This window comes from Faecalimicrobium sp. JNUCC 81, from assembly GCF_053667625.1.
Window position 1 is genome coordinate 652,822 of record NZ_CM132203.1, and the last position, 19,191, is coordinate 672,012.

The window sequence follows — 19,191 nt, forward strand, 5'->3', positions numbered from 1 at the left end:
ATATGAGGTGGAAATTTGAAAAAAGTAGTAGTAATAGGAGCAGGAGCTGCAGGTATGATTGCAGCATCAGTTGCAGCTGACAGAGGATTAGATGTTACTCTTCTTGAAAAAAATCATAGAGTTGGTAGAAAAATACTTATAACAGGAAAAGGCAGATGTAATATAACTAGCGACTGTGATATAGAGGAATTAATAGAAAATGTACCTACAAATGGTAAATTTTTATATAGCGCATTTTATACATTTACAAATGATGATGTAATTCAGATGTTTAATAATTTAGGAGTTAAAACTAAAACTGAAAGAGGAAAAAGAGTTTTTCCAGAAAGTGATAAAGCACACGATATTGCTAATGCTCTTGAAAAACAAGTAAAAAATAAAAAAGTAAATTTAGAGTTGAATGTAAGTGTAGATAAAATAATAGCTAAAAACAATAAAATAGAAAAAGTAGTACTAAAAGATAAGAGAGAAATAAAATGTGATGCTGTTATAGTTGCAACAGGAGGACTAAGTTATCCACTGACTGGCTCAACAGGAGATGGATATAAATTTGCCAAATCTCTTGGACATACTATAGTAGATACTAAGCCGTCATTAATAGGAATAGAAGTTCAAGAAAAATTTGTATCAGAGCTTGAAAAATTATCTTTAAGAAATATAGCTATTACAGTTTATAATAGCAAAAATAAAAAAGTATACGATGATTTTGGAGAACTTGAATTTACAAAATCTGGACTTGATGGACCTGTAATAAAATCAGCTAGTTGTAGAATGAAAGATACTACTAAAGAAAACTATAAGATAGTAATAGATTTAAAACCAGCATTAGATGAAGAAAAGTTAGATAAAAGAATTCAAAAGGATTTTCAAAAGTATACTAATAAGAAATTCGAAAAAGCATTAGATGACTTATTGCCAAAAAAATTAATACCAATAATAGTTGATTTAAGTGGTATAGATAAAGAAATGGTAGTTCATCAAATATCTAGAGAACAAAGAAAAAATTTGGTTAAACTATTAAAGAATCTTACTTTCACAGTAAAAAGATATAGACCTATAGAAGAAGCTATAATAACTTCAGGTGGAGTAAAGGTAAATGAAATAAACTCAAGTACTATGGAATCTAAATTAGTAGAGGGTTTATACTTTGCAGGTGAAGTTATAGATGTAGATGCATATACAGGAGGATTTAATCTTCAAATTGCATTTTCTACAGGATATTTAGCTGGATATTATTGCTAATAAAAAAATAAATATTGTAAAAAATTACCTGAATGAAAAAATGATAATTTCACATAATATTATCAAGAAACAAAATTAAATGAAAGAAGGTAATCAACATGGCAAGCAATAATAACAACAACAAAACAGTAGTACCAGGAGCTAAACAAGCATTAAACCAAATGAAATTAGAAATAGCTAATGAATTAGGTATGACTAACTATCAACAAGTTGATAAAGGAAACCTTACAGCTAGAGAGAATGGTTATGTAGGTGGATACATGACTAAAAAATTAGTTGAAATGGCTGAACAACAAATGGCAGGAAAACAACAACAATAATTAAAAAATAAATAAAAAATAGCTTTATGGTTTATAAGCCATAAAGCTATTTTTTTATACAAATGGATAAAAAAATATTATATTGGACATACTACAAAAGAATTAGATTATAGGGAGGATTACATATGTCAACAGTAAACTTTGAAGAAGTAAAAACTAAATTTATAAATGCTGATTTAGACGAAAAAATACGCATATATACTACAACAGAAGGATTAACAGTACCTCAATTTAGAGAGTTACTAAAATATTATCCAATACAACATTTATCAAAATTAGAAAAAGCATTAGGATAATAGCTTATAATAAAAAATTATTAGATTAATATAAAAATAAAAGGAAGTCAAACTGACTTCCTTTTATTTTTGTTAACTTTTAATATTTTTATTAACATAATTATAAATTCTTTCATTTCCTAAATCTATAAATCCAGTACTTATATATTTTATTATATTCTCAACATCTATGGCATTAAGGTATTCATAGGGAATTGATAAACTATATCCTGTAGAAGACAGTAGATTTTTTAATTTAATTTTTTGGCTTATAGGGGGCTTTTCTGGCACGACCTTATGCTTTCTTTTCTTACTGTTATGTAAATTTTCATTTTGAATGTCAATTAAAGTTTCTATATAACTAATGTAAGATTCTTTAAAATCTTTACCATCTAAAGTTTTTTGGTCTAATATATCATTTATATCACCATTAGATAAAATATTATCTGCAAACTTATCTGCGGTTAACTTACCAGTTATAATTCCTTTTTGGTATTTTCTAAGTACTTTCTTTGTGTAGCTATAAACTTTGCTACGAGTTTCTAGGTCAAGCTGCTCGATTTGCATAAAAACACTCCTTCTATTTGAACATCAAGATAATTTGATAAACCGTAGTTTAAAAGATTTGATATTTTTATTATTGACAAGTATAAAAAATATTATAATTGTAAAAATTACAAATATATGTAAAAGGAGTGATAAGATATGATAAATGGCATAATAAAGCTATTTTATTCAGAGGTCGTAAAGACTAAAATGAAGGGGATGTCATCTAGTGATTATAAAATAAGGGATGAGTATAAAGAAATTAAAAATATAAGTTTGAAAATAGATAGTATGTTTTTTAAATGCTTAAAAGTTATAATGGGTTCAATAATTCTTATATTATCATTTAATATAAATGTTATATTTGGTATAGGTACATTTTTAGTTGAGGTTGCTTACATTGTTTACAAAAAAATGTTAGAACAACAAGTAAAGATGAGTATAGATACTTTAAAAAATAATATAAATAGTATAGAACTTCCAAAAGTAAACGGTGTTACAGAGAGAAGTAAATCTCAAATTAATATACTAATAACACTTTTAGTAATTGGACTTTTAACTAGTTTTAATTGGTCTGTGGTCATTAGTTTTATAGTTGTTTTTATATTTACTATAAAAGACATATATAGTAATATTAAATAGACCAATAAATTAGGGGGGAGGCGCTAACATGAGTAATACTAATAATGATAATTATAAAATGAAAAATATAGTAGAAATATCAGCCATGGTAACGGAATCCTCAGATTTTTTTGCTATAAAAGATAAAATAGTGGAAAAGATGCTTGAAGTTGTTCATCCAACTAAGGCATGCGTTAATTTATTTTACAAAAATAATTATCAACATGCCTATTTAGTGTGTTCTGAAACATTAGAATATATACCGCAGGTTTTTCCTGTTAATAGTCCGAGAGGGGTAAGGATAGATTTTTCAGAATATCCTGCATATGTACAAGAATCAGTTAAAGAAAAGAAGATAATATATATAAAAAATGTATTTGAAGATAATCGAGCTATAAATGAAAGAGAATTAGCTAAATCTGAAGGATATATAGGGAGAATAGTTTTTCCGTTTATAATAAATAAAGCAGTTGTAGGATTTATGACTTGTTTTTTAACTGAGGAAGATCATATAACTGAAGCAGATGTAGACTTTATATCATCAGTGGCATCTTTAATAGCGCTATCAATAGAAATAACGACTAAAAATAATTCTACATTATTATTAGTACACAAGTTAAGAGGAGCAATAGCATCTATAAATGAAGCAACAAAAAAGCTTTATCTTAACAATAATATAAATGGATTCTTAGAACACTTAAGTAAACAAGCATGTAATATAACTAATAGTAAAGAAGCTTTAATAATTATAGATGAAAAAGAATTTAAGCATAAAGTATGTAATTATTATAGTATTGAAGGTAAAAATGAAACTAATATATATCCAATAATTGATGAAATATTATCACAAGATTCTATGGGGTATTACAGAAATAATATAAAATCTAAAAATGATTCTAAAATTAAAAGTTATATATTTGCTAAATTAAAAAACAAAGATGAAATTATAGGATGTATAGTTTGTGCAAATAGCCAAAACTATACTAGTGATGATTTAAATATACTAGGAGTACTAGCAAAGCAAATATCAGTTGGTGTACAACTTTATGAATATAATATAGAAGAAGTTAAACATAAAGTACTTGCAAATGAATTAAATTTATTGAATAGACAGCAAAAACTTATAATGGATAAAAGTGAAATGGATGTTACAAATGAAAAAGAATTAAACTTTTATCATAATCCAGCGAGAGTAGTAGGAGGAGATTTCTACTATGCAATGAGAGTTGACGAACATAATGTATTTTATATAGTAGCAGATGTTATGGGACATGGTATAGTCTCAAATTACGTTGTAGCTATGATAAAGGGAGCATTTAAAGTACTATGCTATCAATATAAAAAAGCATCAGATGTAATGACAAATTTAAATAAAATATTATATGATGAATTTGATAAGATGGGTGTATTTACAACTTGTTTAATAACTTTATTAAATACAAAAGAAAATACAATAACTGTATCAAATGCAGGGCATTATAGCCCTATAATTATAAAAAATGATGGATCTATAGTCAGAGATATAAAATGTCAAAAGGGTATACCAATTGGAATAATGGATGATGCACATTATAGTGATAATGTTATAAAAATAGATGATTATCCAATGGTTTGTATGTATACAGATGGGGTATTAGAAATAAATAATTCATCAAAGGAAGAATACTCTATATTTAGACTTGAAAAGTTTATGCAAAATAATTTTAAATACAGTAAAGATGTTATAGTAGAAAAATTAAAAAAAGAACTAAAAGAGTTTTCTAATAAAGATCATTATGATGATGATATACTAATAGTAATGCTAAAAGATAAATAGGGGGAAAATACCTATGGATACAGAGATACTTTTAATAAATGCAAGCCCAAGGAGAAATAGTAATTGCTTTTCAATAGCAGATAAAATAAGAAAAGAATTAGAGATAAGCAATATAAGTTATAAAATATTTAATATATATGATATGGATATTGAATATTGCACAGCTTGTGGTTTTTGTGACAAAAAAGGATATTGTAAATTCAAAGATGATATGACACCAATGTATGATATGTTTGATAAAGCAAAAGGGGTTATAGTTATAAGTCCTGTACATTTTGATAGCGTATCAGCAAAGTTAAAAACAGTAGTAGATAGAACTCAAGCTATATATGCAAGTAAATATATACTAAATAATTCTATGATAGATAGAAGTAAAAAACGTATAGGAATGTATATAGCTGTAGGTGGAAGTAAGCCTTACGAAAGTCAGTTTTTAGGTGGACAAATAGTAATGGACTTTTTCTTTAAAAGTGTAAATAATAAGTTATTATATAAACTTTATTTAAATGATACAGATAAACTAGGATATAAAGAGAATAATGAATTTAAAACAAAATTAGATGAAAATATAAGTAAATATATAAAAGACATAAAAGAGCTTGATTAATCAGGCTCTTTTAGATATTAGGAAATTTAGATATAAGGAGAAATTATGCTTAGATATTTAACTAGTGGAGAATCACATGGAAAAAGTTTAATTTCAATATTAGATGGAGTTCCATCGAATATTGAGTTAAACATAGATGAAATAAACCGTGAACTTCAAAAAAGACAATGTGGATATGGTCGCGGCGGTAGAATGAAGATAGAAAAAGATAAAATAAATATATTAGGTGGAGTTAGAGGTAAAATAACTTTAGGTGGTCCTATTTCTATAGAAGTAAAGAATAAGGACTATGAAAACTGGATAAAATTTATGAATCCAATGGATGAAGTAGATTTTGAAAGTAGAAAAGTAAGTAATGTAAGACCAGGACATGCAGATTTAACTGGATGTTTAAAGTATGATTTTGATGATGCAAGAAATGTACTAGAAAGATCTAGTGCTAGAGAAACTGCTAGTAAAGTTTCTGTTGGAGCAATATGTAAGCAAATACTTAAAAATTTTGATATAGATTTTGCTTCTCATGTTGTTCAAATAGGAAATGCTAGAAATAATAATATATATGATTTTGAGTATATAAAAAACAATGTAGATGATAGTGAAGTAAGATGTGTAAATAAAGATATAGAACTAAAAATGATAGATGAAATAACTAAAGTTAAATCTGAAGGTGATACTTTAGGTGGAGTTATAGAAATAAGAGTTAAAAATTTAATACCAGGGCTAGGATCTTACACTCAATTTGATAAAAAGATTGATGGAGAACTAGCTATGCACTTAATGAGTATACAAGCTATTAAAGGTGTTGAAATTGGTATTGGATTTGACATGGCATCATTACCTGGTTCAAATGTAATGGATGAAATATATTACAATAAAGAAGAAGGAATAAAAAGAAAAACAAATAGATTAGGTGGAATCGAAGGCGGAATGACAACTGGAGAAGAAATAGTAATAAGATGTGCTATGAAGCCTATTCCAACATTATATAAACCACTTGATTCAATAGATATAAATTCACTTGAAAGCTATAAGGCAAGTACAGAAAGATCTGATAATTGCGCAGTTCCTGCATGCAGTGTTGTTTGTGAAAATGTTGTAGCTTTTGTCATTTGTAAATATTTTTTAGATAAAATAGGTGGAGATAACTTAGCAGATTTAAAAGCAAATTATAATTCATATATAAAAAGGCTAGGTGAAAGAGGATGGAAAAAATAACAAACTCTGTTTGTAATGTAGCAATAGATAACAGTTATAAATATTTTAATGAAGTAGTATGTTATTTTAATGAAAAAACTAATTGCAGTATTAATGATATATATGACAATATATTGATAATAACTGACCAAAATGTATATAATCATCAATTGAATAAATTAATAGATAGTATAAATGCTAAATCAATATACGAATATATAATTCCATCAGGTGAAGATTCAAAATCATTATCAATGTATGAAGAAATAATGACATACTGTGTAAGAATGAATTTATCAAGAAAGTCAGTTATAGTAGCTTTAGGTGGAGGAGTAGTTGGCGATTTAGCAGGATACGTTGCATCTACTTATATGAGAGGAATAGATGTAATTCAGGTTCCAACTAGTTTACTTGCACAAGTTGATTCATCAATCGGTGGAAAAACAGGAATAAACTTAGGTAATTTTAAAAATATAATAGGAGCTTTTTATCAACCTAAACTTACATATATAAATGTAGATGCTTTAAAAACTTTAAACGAAGAAGAGTTTTTAAGTGGAATGGCTGAAGTTATAAAATATGCAGTAATTTATGATTATAAATTTTTAGATTACTTAATAGAAAATAGCAAATTAATACTAAATAGAGAAAGTGAACACTTATATTATATAGTTAAAAAATGCGCAAGTATAAAAGTAGATGTAGTAGGAATCGATGAAAAAGAAGGCGGACTTAGAAAAATATTAAACTTTGGTCATACATTTGGTCATGGAGTAGAGAAACTTTGTAAAATAAGCCATGGTTATGCAGTAAGTATAGGTATGAATATGGCTTTTAAATTATCGCTAAAAGAAAATATTATATCAAATGATTATTATGAATTATTTGTAAAAGTATGCAATAAGTATAATTTACCTTTAAATTTTGAAATGGAAGATGGTATTGATTCATTAAATAATATAGAAGAAAAAATATTAAATATAATGAAAAGTGATAAGAAAAATAGTTTTGGTAAAATTAATTTAGTTTTACCTATAGACTTAGGTAAAGTAGAAGTAATAGATAAAATAGAAGAAGATAAAATACTTAAAATAATAAAGGAGTGTCATAATGCTTAAAGGAAGTTTTGAACTTATAGGGGATAAGTCTATATCTCATAGAGCGATAATGTTTTCTTCAATATCTAAAGGACACAATAGAATAAGTAACTTTTTAATGGGACAAGATTGCTTAAGTACAATATCTTGTTTTAGAAAAATGGGAGTAGATATAAATTTTGAAGGAAAAGACGTAGTAGTAAAAGGAAATGGACTTTATGGACTTAAAAAGCCACTAGATATATTAGATGTAGGAAATTCAGGCACTACGATAAGACTTATAATGGGTATACTTGCAGGGAATGAATTTGACGCAACTTTAGTAGGTGATGAATCTATAGGTAAAAGACCTATGAAAAGAGTAACATATCCACTTAAGAGCATGGGATGTAAGATAGAAGGAAAAGACGATGGAAATTTAACTCCTATAAAAATATATGGAGGAAACTTAAATCGGATAGATTATAAAATGCCAGTTGCATCAGCACAAGTAAAGTCAGCTATAATACTTGCAAGCCTTTATGCAAATGGACAAAGTATTATACATGAAAAAACAAGAAGTAGAAATCATAGTGAAATAATGCTTAAATCATTTGGTGCAGATATAGATGTAGACGATTTAAAAATAAATATTAATCCAGTTGAGGAGCTATATAGCCAAGATATTTATGTACCAGGTGACATTTCATCAGCAGCATTTATAATAGTTGGAGCATTAATAACTAAAGGTTCAGAGGTATTAATAAAAAATGTTGGCCTAAATGAAACTAGAACAGGAATAATTGACGTAGTTAAATCAATGAATGGTAATATAAAAATACTAAATAAAAGATTAGTAGGCGGGGAGATCGTTGGAGATTTACTAGTAAAATATAGCAAAGAGTTACAATCAACCATAATAGATAAAAATATAATACCAAGGTTAATAGATGAAATTCCAGTAATAGCAGTACTAGCAAGCCAAGCTGAAGGAAGTACTATAATAAAAGATGCAAAAGAATTAAAAGTAAAAGAAAGTAATAGAATAAAAGCAACAGTGGATAATCTTAAGAAAATGGCCTGTAATATAGAAGAACTAGAAGATGGAATGATTATAAATGGAAAATGTTCTTTAAAAGGAGCGGAAATAGAAACATTTAAAGATCATAGAATAGCTATGGCATTTTCAATTGCAAATTTAATATCTGATGGAGAAGTTAAGTTAGATAATAAAGAATGTATTGATATATCATTTCCAGGATATTTTAACTTATTAAAAGAATTATGCAAGTAAAAATAAATTATATAAAGAATAAAATTAAATACTAATTAACAAAATAGTATAAAAGGATTTTTTTTAATGCAATAGAAATGTTTTAATAGAGAAATGATTTTTAATATACAAAAGTGTAGAAAATAATTTGATTTAGTAAGAACTTTTATGTATAATTGTATAGTGTATACAATAATTAACAAATTAACAAATTAACAGGAGGAATTTATTATGAAATTACCAATAGCATTATCAAATAGACATGTTCATTTATCTCAAGCAGATATAGAAGCTTTATTTGGAGCAGGTCATGAGTTAACTCACTTTAAACCATTATCTCAACCAGGTCAATTTGCATGTGACGAAAAAGTTGATTTAGTAGGACCAAAAGGAACTTTAAAAGGTGTTAGAGTTTTAGGACCAGCTAGACCTAATACACAAGTTGAAATATCATTAGCAGATGGATTCGCTTTAGGAGTAAAAGCTCCAATAAAAGAATCTGGAGATATAGCAGGAACTCCTGGAGTTAAATTAGTAGGACCAGCTGGAGAAGTTGAATTAACAGAAGGTGTAATAGTAGCATCTAGACATATACATATGAGTGATGAAGATGCTAAAGCTTTCGGTGTAACTGACAAGCAAATAGTAAAAGTAAGAACTTTCGGACCAAGAGCTGTAGTATTTGAAAACGTGTTAGTAAGAGCTAATCCTAACTTTGCGTTAGAAATGCACGTAGACGTTGAAGAAGGAAATGCTGCTGGTGTTAGAAATGGTGAAGAAGTAGAATTAATAGCTGAATAATTATAAATAAAAGGTATGTGAATTTCACATACCTTTTTTAATTTATTTTACTTTTTTAAGGTGTCTCCATATTCAATCCCGTAGTTATACATTTGTTCAAGTAAAGGGATCATTTTTTCACCTATTTCAGTTAAGCTATATTCAACTTTAGGTGGAACAACGGGATATACCTCTCTATGAACCAAACCATCATCTTCAAGACTTCTTAATTGATTTGTTAACATTCTTTGAGTTACATCAGGTAACTTTCTTTTAAGTTCGCTGAACCTAAGACGTCCATTACTTAGGTACCATAATATTAATAATTTCCATTTACCAGAAACTAGCTTATGAAATAAAATCATTGGGCATGTAGCATACTTCGCACAGCGATTATTCATATGGCATTTATGATGAAAAGCTAAAGATTTATTCATGAACATATACCTCACTTAAAAATACATATAATTATATTGAATATGTAAATGCTTTACCATATTATAGCACAAAATAGGTATACAGTATACTTTTGTATACTATATATACAAAATGTTTCTATATATATAAAAAGTACCTACTTGTAATAGTAAAATATGAAGATTATTATAAGAGTATGAATACCAACAAAATATAAAATCTAATTAATTTATGAATGTTAAAGATTCTCAAGGAAAAAATAAGTTTATATACTTTTCTTAATATGATAACATATTATGGAATAATATAAACTTTAATGTAGAAAAAAGGAGAACATAACAATGAATAAAAAGATAGCAAATATGATAGATCATACAATACTAAAGGCAACAACTACAAAAGAAGAAGTTGTTAAGATATGTAGTGAAGCAAAAGAATATGGATTTTTCTCAGTTTGTATAAACCCTACTCAAATAAAACTTGCAAAAGAAGAATTACAAGGCAGTGATGTAAAGGTTTGTACAGTAATAGGATTTCCTTTAGGCGCGAATACTCCAGCTGTTAAGGCTTTTGAAACTAAAGATGCAATAACTAATGGTGCAGATGAAGTAGATATGGTTATAAACATAGGTGCTTTAAAAGATAAAAACTACGATTTAGTTTATGAAGATATAAAAGCAGTTGTAGATGCAGCTGATAAAAAAGCTTTAGTAAAAGTAATAATAGAAACTTGTTATTTAACTGATGAAGAAAAAGTAAAAGCTTGTGAGTTAGCTGTAAAAGCAGGAACTGACTATGTAAAAACTTCAACAGGATTTGGAACAGGTGGATCAACTCCAGCTGATATAAAACTTATGAGAGATACAGTTGGTTCAGAAATAGGTGTTAAAGCTTCTGGTGGAGTAAGATGTGAAAAAGATGCAATAGCTGTAATAGAAGCTGGAGCAAGTAGAATAGGAGCAAGTGCATCTATAGCTATAGTAAGTGGAGATAATGCATCTGGAAGCGACTATTAAGAAATTTGATGAAAAATGTAAAAAAACATAATTAATTTGGTTTAGCTTAAAATTTTGTGGGTATATATGATAACATAACAGGAAAAGTGTTAAAATATAAAATTTTTTTAAAATTAACTTAAATATATTATTTATACTAATAAATAAGAAGGATTTTCTCCAAAAGTATAGAATTTTTTTGTATAAAATATTTATGTATTGGGGGATTAATGTGCTTTGAAGTACGTTATATCTAAAGTGCAAAAGTATTTATAATTACCACTTAATTTATTTAAGTACAATTGGAGTAATATAAGGAGGATACATAATTATGGCTAAATTTATGAAAACAGTTGATGGAAATACAGCTGCTGCTCACGTATCTTATGCGTTTACAGACGTGGCTGCTATATACCCAATAACTCCATCTTCAACTATGGCTGAAGTAGTTGACGAATGGGCAGCGCAAGGAAGAAAAAATATATTTGGACAAAAAGTTAAGGTAGTTGAAATGCAATCAGAAGCAGGAGCTGCTGGAGCATTCCATGGTTCATTACAAGCTGGTGCTTTAACTACTACATTCACAGCATCACAAGGTTTATTATTAATGTTACCAAATATGTATAAAGTTGCAGGGGAATTACTTCCTGGAGTATTCCACGTAAGTGCTCGTGCTCTTGCATCTCAAGCATTATCTATATTCGGTGATCATCAAGACGTTATGAGTGCTAGATCAACGGGATGTGTATTATTAGCGTCTGGATCAGTTCAAGAAGTTGCAGATATAGCGCCTGTTGCTCACTTAGCAGCTATAGAAGGTAAATTACCTTTCATACATTTCTTCGATGGATTTAGAACATCACATGAAATTCAAAAAGTTGAATTATTTGAAAACGAAGATTATGCAAAATTATTAAATATGGAAGCTGTTGAAGCGTTTAGAAATAAAGCTTTATCTCCAAACCACCCAGTTACTCGTGGTACTGCACAAAATGATGATATATACTTCCAAACAAGAGAAGCTTCAAACAAATACTACAATGATATAGTAGGAATCGTTGAAAAGTACATGAATCAAATGAGTGAATTAACAGGTAGAAAACATGGATTATTTGACTACTACGGAGCAGAAGATGCTAAGTATGTATTAGTAGCTATGGGTTCTGTAACAGAAGCGATAGAAGAAACAATAGATTACTTAAATGCAAAAGGAGAAAAAATAGGTTTAGTTAAGGTTCACTTATACAGACCATTCTCAACTAAGCATTTATTAGAAGCAATACCAGCTTCAACTGAAAGAATCTGTGTACTTGATAGAACTAAGGAACCAGGTTCAATTGGTGAGCCATTATACTTAGATGTACGTTCTGCATACTATGAAGTAGAAAATGCACCAAAGATAATTGGTGGAAGATATGGATTAGGATCAAAAGACGTTACTCCAACAGATATAAAAACTGTAATAGAAAACTTACAAGCAGATGCTCCTAAGAATCAATTTACAGTAGGTATAGTTGATGATGTAACTAATACATCATTAGAACAAGCTGAATCTATAAAGATATCTTCAGAAGGAACTGTAAGATGTAAGTTCTGGGGATTAGGATCTGATGGTACAGTTGGAGCTAATAAGCAAGCTATAAAAATAATAGGGGACCACACAGATAAATATGCACAAGCTTACTTTGCATATGACTCTAAAAAATCTGGTGGTATAACTATGTCTCACTTAAGATTTGGTAATGAACCAATAAGAGCGACATACTTAATAGATGAAGCTGACTATATAGCATGTCATAATCAATCATATGTTAACCAATATGATTTATTAAAAGGGCTTAAAAAAGGTGGTACATTTGTACTTAACACTATATGGGATGCTCAGCAATTAGAAGAACATTTACCAGCAAAAATGAAGAAATTCATAGCTGAAAATGAAATAAACTTCTACACTGTAAATGCTGTTAAAATAGCACAAGAAATAGGTCTTGGAAATAGAATAAACATGATAATGCAATCAGCATTCTTCAAGTTAGCTAATATAATACCTCAAGAACAAGCTGTAGAATACTTAAAAGATTCTATAAACAAAGCTTACGGTAAAAAAGGTGAAAAAATAGTTAACATGAACTATCAAGCAGTTGAACAAGGAGCTGACTCTATAGTTAAAATAGACGTACCAGCATCTTGGGCACAAGCAACAGATGAAAAGAAAGATGAAGTAGTTGAACCTGACTTCATTAAGAATATATTAAGACCAATGAATGCGCAAGAAGGGAATAATTTACCAGTAAGTGCTTTCAATGGAATGGAAGATGGTACATTCCCAAGCGGAACTGCAGCTTATGAGAAACGTGGAGTTGCTGTAAACGTACCAGAATGGATAGTTGATAATTGTATTCAATGTAACCAATGTGCTTATGTATGTCCACATGCATGTATAAGACCAGTACTAGTTAATGAAGAAGAATTATCTAATGCACCAGAACACTTCAATACTAAGAAGGCTATGGGTAAAGGATTAGAAGGATTACAATACAGAATTCAAGTAAGTCCAATGGACTGTACAGGATGTGGAAACTGTGCTGACGTTTGTCCAGCTAAAGGTAAAGCATTAGTTATGGAACCACTTGGAAGCCAAGAAGTTGAAGTTGAAAACTGGGCATTTGGTGTAGACCCAACTAAGGTAGCTCCAAAAGGAGACGTAATGAATGTAAACACTGTTAAGGGAAGTCAATTCAGACAACCATTAATGGAATTCTCAGGAGCTTGTGCTGGATGTGGAGAAACTCCATACATCAAGCTGGTTACTCAATTATTTGGAGATAGAATGATGATAGCAAATGCTACTGGATGTTCATCAATCTGGGGAGGATCAGCTCCAGCAACTCCGTATACAGTTAACCATGAAGGTAAAGGTCCATCTTGGGCAAACTCATTATTCGAAGACAACGCTGAATTTGGATATGGTATGAAAATAGCAGTTGAACAAATAAGAAATAAAATAGCTGACGTTATGGAAGAGCTATTAACTATGGATATATGTGAAGAGTCTAAAGCAGCATTTACTAGCTGGTTAGAAAATAAAGAAGATTCACAAGGGTCTTCAGTTGCTAGCAAGAAAGTAGAAGCATTATTAGCAGATGCTCATCATATACAAAATGAAGAAGTTAGAGCTTTAGTTAAAGAAATAGAAAGTAGAAAAGATTACTTAGTTAAGAGATCTCAATGGATACTTGGAGGAGACGGATGGGCTTATGACATCGGATACGGTGGATTAGATCACGTTCTTGCAAGTGGTGAAAATGTAAACGTACTAGTATTTGATACAGAAATCTACTCAAATACAGGAGGTCAAGCTTCTAAATCAACTCCAGTTGCTGCAATGGCTAAGTTCGCTGCTGCTGGTAAGAGATCTAAGAAGAAAGATTTAGGTATGATGGCTATGAGTTACGGAAACGTATATGTAGCACAAGTAGGTATGGGTGCAGATAAGAACCAATTAATGAAGGCTGTAATAGAGGCTGAGGCTTATGATGGACCATCATTAATAATAGCTTATTCTCCATGTATATCTCATGGATTAAAAGAAGGTATGGGAAGAGCTCAAGCAAATATAGAGCAAGCTGTTAAAGCTGGATACTGGCATTTATACAGATACAACCCAACATTAAAAGAACAAGGTAAGAATCCATTTACTTTAGATTCTAAAGAACCAACTGAAAGCTTTAAAGATTTCTTAATGGGACAAGTAAGATACTCTGCAATAGCTAAACAATTCCCAGATATAGCTGAAGAATTATTCACAGCTGCTGAAGATAACTCTAAAGAAAGATATAATAACTATAAGAGATTAGCTGATAACTTCTAATAAATAATAGTTTAATATAAAATAATAAAACACTAACCTTATTAAGGTTAGTGTTTTTTTATTTTTATTTAGAAAAATAATAATTGACTTATCAATTACAGAGAACTACTATTATAGTGTAAATTGATAAGTCAATTATTAAAGGAGAATATTATGGTTTCAACATTAGGCAGTTATATCTCTATATTAAACAGGCAAAAAAAAATATACGTTAATTCTATTTTTAAGCACTATGGACTTGGATATTCATCATGTGTGTTTTTAATTTTTATTTCTACAAATGAAGGCATAAATCAGAAAGAACTTTGTAAGAGATTAGTAATTGATGAAGCTCATGCAACTAGAACTGTGCGTGATTTAGAAAAACAAGGTATGATTTTAAAAAGGAAAGATCCAGAAAAACCACGTTCAAATACTTTATATATTACAGAAAAGGGATGGGAGCTAGTTCCAAAATTAAAAGAAGTTTTTTATAATTGGTGGTTAAGTATAACAGACAACATTGATGAACAGCAAGTTGAATGGTTAGTTTCACAAGTACAGTATATGTCTGAAAAGGCGAGGGAGATTAATAGGATTAATTGTAGCAAAGATGAAAAAGGGGATGAGTAAAAATTGCATTTAACAATTAGAGAACAAGAAAAGCTGATGATTGTTGTTGCAGCAGAAGTTGCAAGAAAAAGAATGAAAAGGGGGATAAAGTTAAATTATCCAGAAGCAGTAGCTTTAATAACTGATGAGATACTAGAAGGAGCAAGAGAGGGAAAAACAGTAACAGATTTAATGAATTTTGGAACAACTATTTTATGTAGAAATGATGTAATGGAGGGGATACCTGAAATGATTTCTACAGTTCAAGTTGAAGCGACATTTCCTGATGGAACTAAGCTAGTTACAATACATAATCCAATACAATAATGGAAAGGTGTGTAAATATATATGGTACCAGGAGAATTAATAATAAAAGAAGGAAAAATAGAGTATAACAAAGGCAAGAATGCAATAGCAATTGAAGTTATTAATACTGGTGATAGGCCAATACAAATAGGATCGCACTATCATTTTTATGAGGTAAATGAATTTTTAAAATTTGATAGAGAAAATTCATATGGTAAAAGATTAGATATACCTTCAGGAACAGCTGTAAGATTTGAACCAGGAGATAAAAAAGAAGTATATCTAATTAATATAGGGGGATCTAGAATGATTTATGGTCTACGAAACCTAGTTGATGGATCTTTAGATGGGAAAGGAGAAAGAAAATGAGCTTTAAAATAGATAGAAAGCACTATTCAGATTTATTTGGACCAACTAAAGGTGATAAGATAAGGCTTGGAGACACCAATTTGATTATTGAAATAGAAAAAGACTTTACAGGATATGGAGATGAATGTAAGTTTGGTGGAGGTAAAGTTTTAAGGGATGGAATGGGACAAAGTGCAACTGAAGGTAGAGAAAATCCAATGGTTGCGGATCTTATAATCACGGGTGCTATTATTGTAGACTATACTGGAATATACAAGGCAGATATAGGTATTAGAGATGGAAAAATATTTGCTATTGGTAAGGGGGGAAATCCACATACCATGGATAATGTTGACTTTATAGTTGGAGCAAGTACAGAAGCTATGGCATGTGAAGGAAGAATTATTACAGCTGGAGCTATAGATACCCATGTACATTATATAAGCCCAAATGAAATTAATGTAGCATTAGAAGGTGGTATTACAACGCTTATAGGTGGTGGAACTGGACCTGTAGATGGATCTAATGCTGTTACATCTACACCAGGAGCATGGAATATTTATCGTATGCTACAGGCAGCAGAAGCTTTTCCTATAAATTTAGGTTTTTTAGGAAAAGGAAGTGGAGCAAATATAAAAGTTACTGCTGAACAAGTAGAAGCGGGAGCTTGTGGTATTAAGGTTCATGAAGATTGGGGAGCAACAAGGTCGGCGATAGATTATTCATTAAAAACAGCTGATAAATATGATGTGCAAGTGGCAATACATACAGATACATTAAATGAAGGTGGTTTTGTAGAACATACAATTGAAGCTATAGCAGGAAGAACTATTCATACTTATCATACTGAAGGTGCAGGTGGAGGACATGCGCCAGATTTATTAAAGGTTGCATCACAATTAAATGTAATACCAGCTTCAACAAATCCTACAAAGCCTTATACAATAAATACTATAGCTGAACATTTAGATATGCTAATGGTTTGTCATCATCTAGATCCTAAAGTACCAGAAGATATTGCATTTGCAGACTCAAGAATAAGACAGCAAACTATTGCAGCAGAAGATATATTACAAGATATGGGCGTATTTAGCATTATGAGCTCAGATTCAATGGCTATGGGAAGAATAGGAGAAGTTGTAACTAGAACATGGCAAACAGCTAGTAAGATGAAACTACAAAGAGGCGTTTTTCAAAATGATTCAGAAGAAAATGATAATAATCGAGTTAGAAGATATATAGCAAAGTATACTATTAATCCAGCATTAGCTCAAGGTATAAGTAAGTATGTTGGTTCTATAGAAGTTGGTAAAATGGCAGACTTAGTTATTTGGGAACCTCAATTTTTCGGAGTTAAACCTCATTTAGTATTAAAAGGTGGAATGGTAAATAGAGCTATAATTGGAGAAAGTAACGCATCAATTCCAACATGTCAGCCTGAAATTTACAGAGAATGCTTTGCCGCAAATGGAAGAGCTAAGTATTCAACATGCGCTACATTTGTTTCTAAGTATGCTTTTGAAAATGGAATAAAAGAAAAATTAGGGTTGCAAAAACTAGTATTACCGGTTGAAGGAATAAGGAATTTAACTAAAAAAGATATGAAGTTAAATAATGAAACTCCAAACCTTGAGGTAGATCCACAAACATATGAGGTAACTGTGAATGGAGAGTTAATAACTTGTGATCCTGTAAAGGAAGCACCTTTAGCACAAAGATACTTTTTATTTTAGAGGGGGAAAATTATAATGGTTTTTAATGAAATAGTAGGTAATATTAATAAAATATCTAATTTAGAAGACTTTCATATGGAAATGATATACTTAAATAGTGAAGATTTACTTAAAAGGATATTAAGAGTAAAATCTGATCATAATCGAGAATACGGAATATCGTTAAAAAAAGGGAAAAATCTAAAGGATGGAGACTTGCTTTATAACGAAAATAATAAACTTATTGTTGTAAAAGTAAATAGTGAAGATGTTTTAATTATTAAACCATCTAATATTACTGAAATGGGAATCATAGCACATAATCTAGGAAATAGGCATTTGCAAGCACAATTTGAAGATGGAAAGATGATAGTACAGTATGATAGTTTAGTTGAAGAAAAGTTAAAGAAAGATAATCTAAATTATTCAAGAGAAAAAATTAAGTTAAAGAAGGCATTTAGACATGTTGAATTCGGACATACACACTAATATGCAATCAAAAGATATTATAGATATGCTAAGAATCGTGCAAATGTGTGACTCAAACTTTCCAATTGGATCATTTAATCATTCTTTTGGAATGGAAACTTATTTAAGAAGCGGTAAGATAAATGATATAAATACAATGAGAGAATGGCTTGATATATTTTTAAGTAATCAGCTTGTATATAGTGATGCATTAGCAATTAGAATGCTATATGAATATTTGAAAAAAAATGAATTAGATGAGATTTGGAAATTGGATAGGCTTATAACAGTCCAAAGTATTAGTAAGGAAACTAGAAATGGATCTAAGTTAATAGCAAGTAGAATGACTAAAATTTTTCTAGAACTATATGAATCAGAATTTGTAAGAAATTATGAAAATAAGATTATTAATGGGGAAGTTTTCGGGCATCCTGCAATAGTATTTGGATTGGCCATGTATACTTTGAAAGCGTCAGAAGAAGAAGCTATTATTTTCTACATGTATAGTACTGTTTCGACGCTTATTCAAAATGCAGTCAGGGCTATACCAATAGGGCAAAAGGATGGACAATTATTGATTAAAGAATTTAGTGAAAAATTTAAAATTTTATATAAGAAAGTAGAAAATATGGATTATAGCTTTTTTGGATGCAGTACTCCTGGAATAGAGTTATCTCAGATAAATCATGAAGTATTAGACTTTAGGTTGTTTATGTCATAAAAGAAAGTTATG

20 protein-coding genes are annotated in these 19,191 nt (G+C 29.5%); 18 read left to right on the plus strand and 2 right to left on the minus strand.

The annotated features are described in order from the left end of the window. The first annotated feature begins 15 nt into the window (after positions 1-15). The 3 genes from JNUCC81_RS03205 (at position 16) to JNUCC81_RS03215 (ending at position 1,858) form a co-directional block, all read left to right on the plus strand. Positions 16-1,242 (plus strand): NAD(P)/FAD-dependent oxidoreductase, encoded by a 1,227-nt coding sequence (locus JNUCC81_RS03205; protein WP_454095287.1) that lies wholly within the window; start codon positions 16-18, stop codon positions 1,240-1,242. Between the two features lie 98 nt (positions 1,243-1,340). Beyond that, on the plus strand, positions 1,341-1,562 hold the full coding sequence (locus JNUCC81_RS03210; protein WP_208331394.1) for an alpha/beta-type small acid-soluble spore protein: 222 nt from the start codon (positions 1,341-1,343) through the stop codon (positions 1,560-1,562). A gap of 125 nt (positions 1,563-1,687) precedes the next feature. Next, a complete protein-coding gene (locus tag JNUCC81_RS03215; protein ID WP_147568456.1) occupies positions 1,688-1,858 on the plus strand; it encodes a hypothetical protein in 171 nt (56 codons plus the stop codon). A 72-nt stretch (positions 1,859-1,930) separates the two neighbouring features. Here the strand turns inward: JNUCC81_RS03215 and JNUCC81_RS03220 are convergent, their stop codons facing one another. Beyond that, positions 1,931-2,404 carry a hypothetical protein gene (locus tag JNUCC81_RS03220; RefSeq protein ID WP_208331710.1) on the minus strand — a complete coding sequence of 158 codons (474 nt, stop codon included), beginning with the start codon at positions 2,402-2,404 and terminating at the stop codon, positions 1,931-1,933. A 138-nt stretch (positions 2,405-2,542) separates the two neighbouring features. Here JNUCC81_RS03220 and JNUCC81_RS03225 point away from each other — a divergent pair, with 138 nt between their 5' ends. The 7 genes from JNUCC81_RS03225 (at position 2,543) to pduL (ending at position 9,771) form a co-directional block, all read left to right on the plus strand. Then, the gene (locus JNUCC81_RS03225; RefSeq protein WP_454095288.1) at positions 2,543-3,025 is read left to right on the plus strand and encodes a hypothetical protein; all 483 of its coding nucleotides are present in this window, start codon (positions 2,543-2,545) and stop codon (positions 3,023-3,025) included. A gap of 28 nt (positions 3,026-3,053) precedes the next feature. Next, a complete protein-coding gene (locus tag JNUCC81_RS03230; protein ID WP_454095289.1) occupies positions 3,054-4,820 on the plus strand; it encodes a GAF domain-containing SpoIIE family protein phosphatase in 1,767 nt (588 codons plus the stop codon). 13 nt (positions 4,821-4,833) lie between these two features. After that, a complete protein-coding gene (locus JNUCC81_RS03235) occupies positions 4,834-5,427 on the plus strand; it encodes a flavodoxin family protein (protein WP_454095290.1) in 594 nt (197 codons plus the stop codon). Between the two features lie 45 nt (positions 5,428-5,472). After that, positions 5,473-6,642, plus strand: coding sequence for a chorismate synthase (gene aroC / locus JNUCC81_RS03240; protein WP_454095291.1), 1,170 nt, complete (start codon positions 5,473-5,475; stop codon positions 6,640-6,642). Next, positions 6,630-7,739 carry a 3-dehydroquinate synthase gene (gene aroB, locus JNUCC81_RS03245; RefSeq protein ID WP_454095292.1) on the plus strand — a complete coding sequence of 370 codons (1,110 nt, stop codon included), beginning with the start codon at positions 6,630-6,632 and terminating at the stop codon, positions 7,737-7,739. The genes aroC and aroB overlap by 13 nt, the downstream gene beginning before the upstream one ends. Further along, the gene (gene aroA, locus JNUCC81_RS03250; protein ID WP_454095293.1) at positions 7,732-8,991 is read left to right on the plus strand and encodes a 3-phosphoshikimate 1-carboxyvinyltransferase; all 1,260 of its coding nucleotides are present in this window, start codon (positions 7,732-7,734) and stop codon (positions 8,989-8,991) included. Before aroB ends, aroA begins: the two co-directional genes overlap by 8 nt. 210 nt (positions 8,992-9,201) lie before the next feature. Further along, complete coding sequence (gene pduL / locus JNUCC81_RS03255; RefSeq protein ID WP_208331704.1) at positions 9,202-9,771, plus strand: phosphate propanoyltransferase; 570 nt, start codon at positions 9,202-9,204, stop codon at positions 9,769-9,771. 47 nt (positions 9,772-9,818) lie between these two features. Here the strand turns inward: pduL and JNUCC81_RS03260 are convergent, their stop codons facing one another. Continuing rightward, positions 9,819-10,151, minus strand: a complete 333-nt coding sequence (locus JNUCC81_RS03260; protein ID WP_208331703.1) for a winged helix-turn-helix transcriptional regulator — start codon at positions 10,149-10,151, stop codon at positions 9,819-9,821. Positions 10,152-10,508: 357 nt separating this feature from the next. On the opposite strand from JNUCC81_RS03260, the gene deoC reads away from it, so the two are divergent. From deoC to JNUCC81_RS03300, 8 genes are all read left to right on the plus strand, one after another. Then, a complete protein-coding gene (deoC, locus tag JNUCC81_RS03265; RefSeq protein ID WP_208331702.1) occupies positions 10,509-11,183 on the plus strand; it encodes a deoxyribose-phosphate aldolase in 675 nt (224 codons plus the stop codon). Between the two features lie 310 nt (positions 11,184-11,493). Further along, positions 11,494-15,033 (plus strand): pyruvate:ferredoxin (flavodoxin) oxidoreductase, encoded by a 3,540-nt coding sequence (gene nifJ / locus JNUCC81_RS03270; RefSeq protein WP_454095294.1) that lies wholly within the window; start codon positions 11,494-11,496, stop codon positions 15,031-15,033. 153 nt (positions 15,034-15,186) lie between these two features. Continuing rightward, the gene (locus JNUCC81_RS03275; protein ID WP_454095295.1) at positions 15,187-15,645 is read left to right on the plus strand and encodes a MarR family winged helix-turn-helix transcriptional regulator; all 459 of its coding nucleotides are present in this window, start codon (positions 15,187-15,189) and stop codon (positions 15,643-15,645) included. 3 nt (positions 15,646-15,648) lie between these two features. Continuing rightward, complete coding sequence (locus JNUCC81_RS03280) at positions 15,649-15,951, plus strand: urease subunit gamma (RefSeq protein WP_454095296.1); 303 nt, start codon at positions 15,649-15,651, stop codon at positions 15,949-15,951. A 21-nt stretch (positions 15,952-15,972) separates the two neighbouring features. Next, entirely contained in the window at positions 15,973-16,299 is a 327-nt protein-coding gene (ureB, locus tag JNUCC81_RS03285) for an urease subunit beta (protein WP_208331698.1), read from the plus strand. After that, a complete protein-coding gene (gene ureC, locus JNUCC81_RS03290) occupies positions 16,296-18,011 on the plus strand; it encodes an urease subunit alpha (RefSeq protein WP_454095297.1) in 1,716 nt (571 codons plus the stop codon). Before ureB ends, ureC begins: the two co-directional genes overlap by 4 nt. A 15-nt stretch (positions 18,012-18,026) precedes the next feature. Next, on the plus strand, positions 18,027-18,479 hold the full coding sequence (locus JNUCC81_RS03295; protein WP_454095298.1) for a hypothetical protein: 453 nt from the start codon (positions 18,027-18,029) through the stop codon (positions 18,477-18,479). Next, positions 18,454-19,179, plus strand: coding sequence for an urease accessory protein UreF (locus JNUCC81_RS03300; protein ID WP_454095299.1), 726 nt, complete (start codon positions 18,454-18,456; stop codon positions 19,177-19,179). The genes JNUCC81_RS03295 and JNUCC81_RS03300 overlap by 26 nt, the downstream gene beginning before the upstream one ends. The last annotated feature ends 12 nt before the right edge of the window (positions 19,180-19,191 follow it).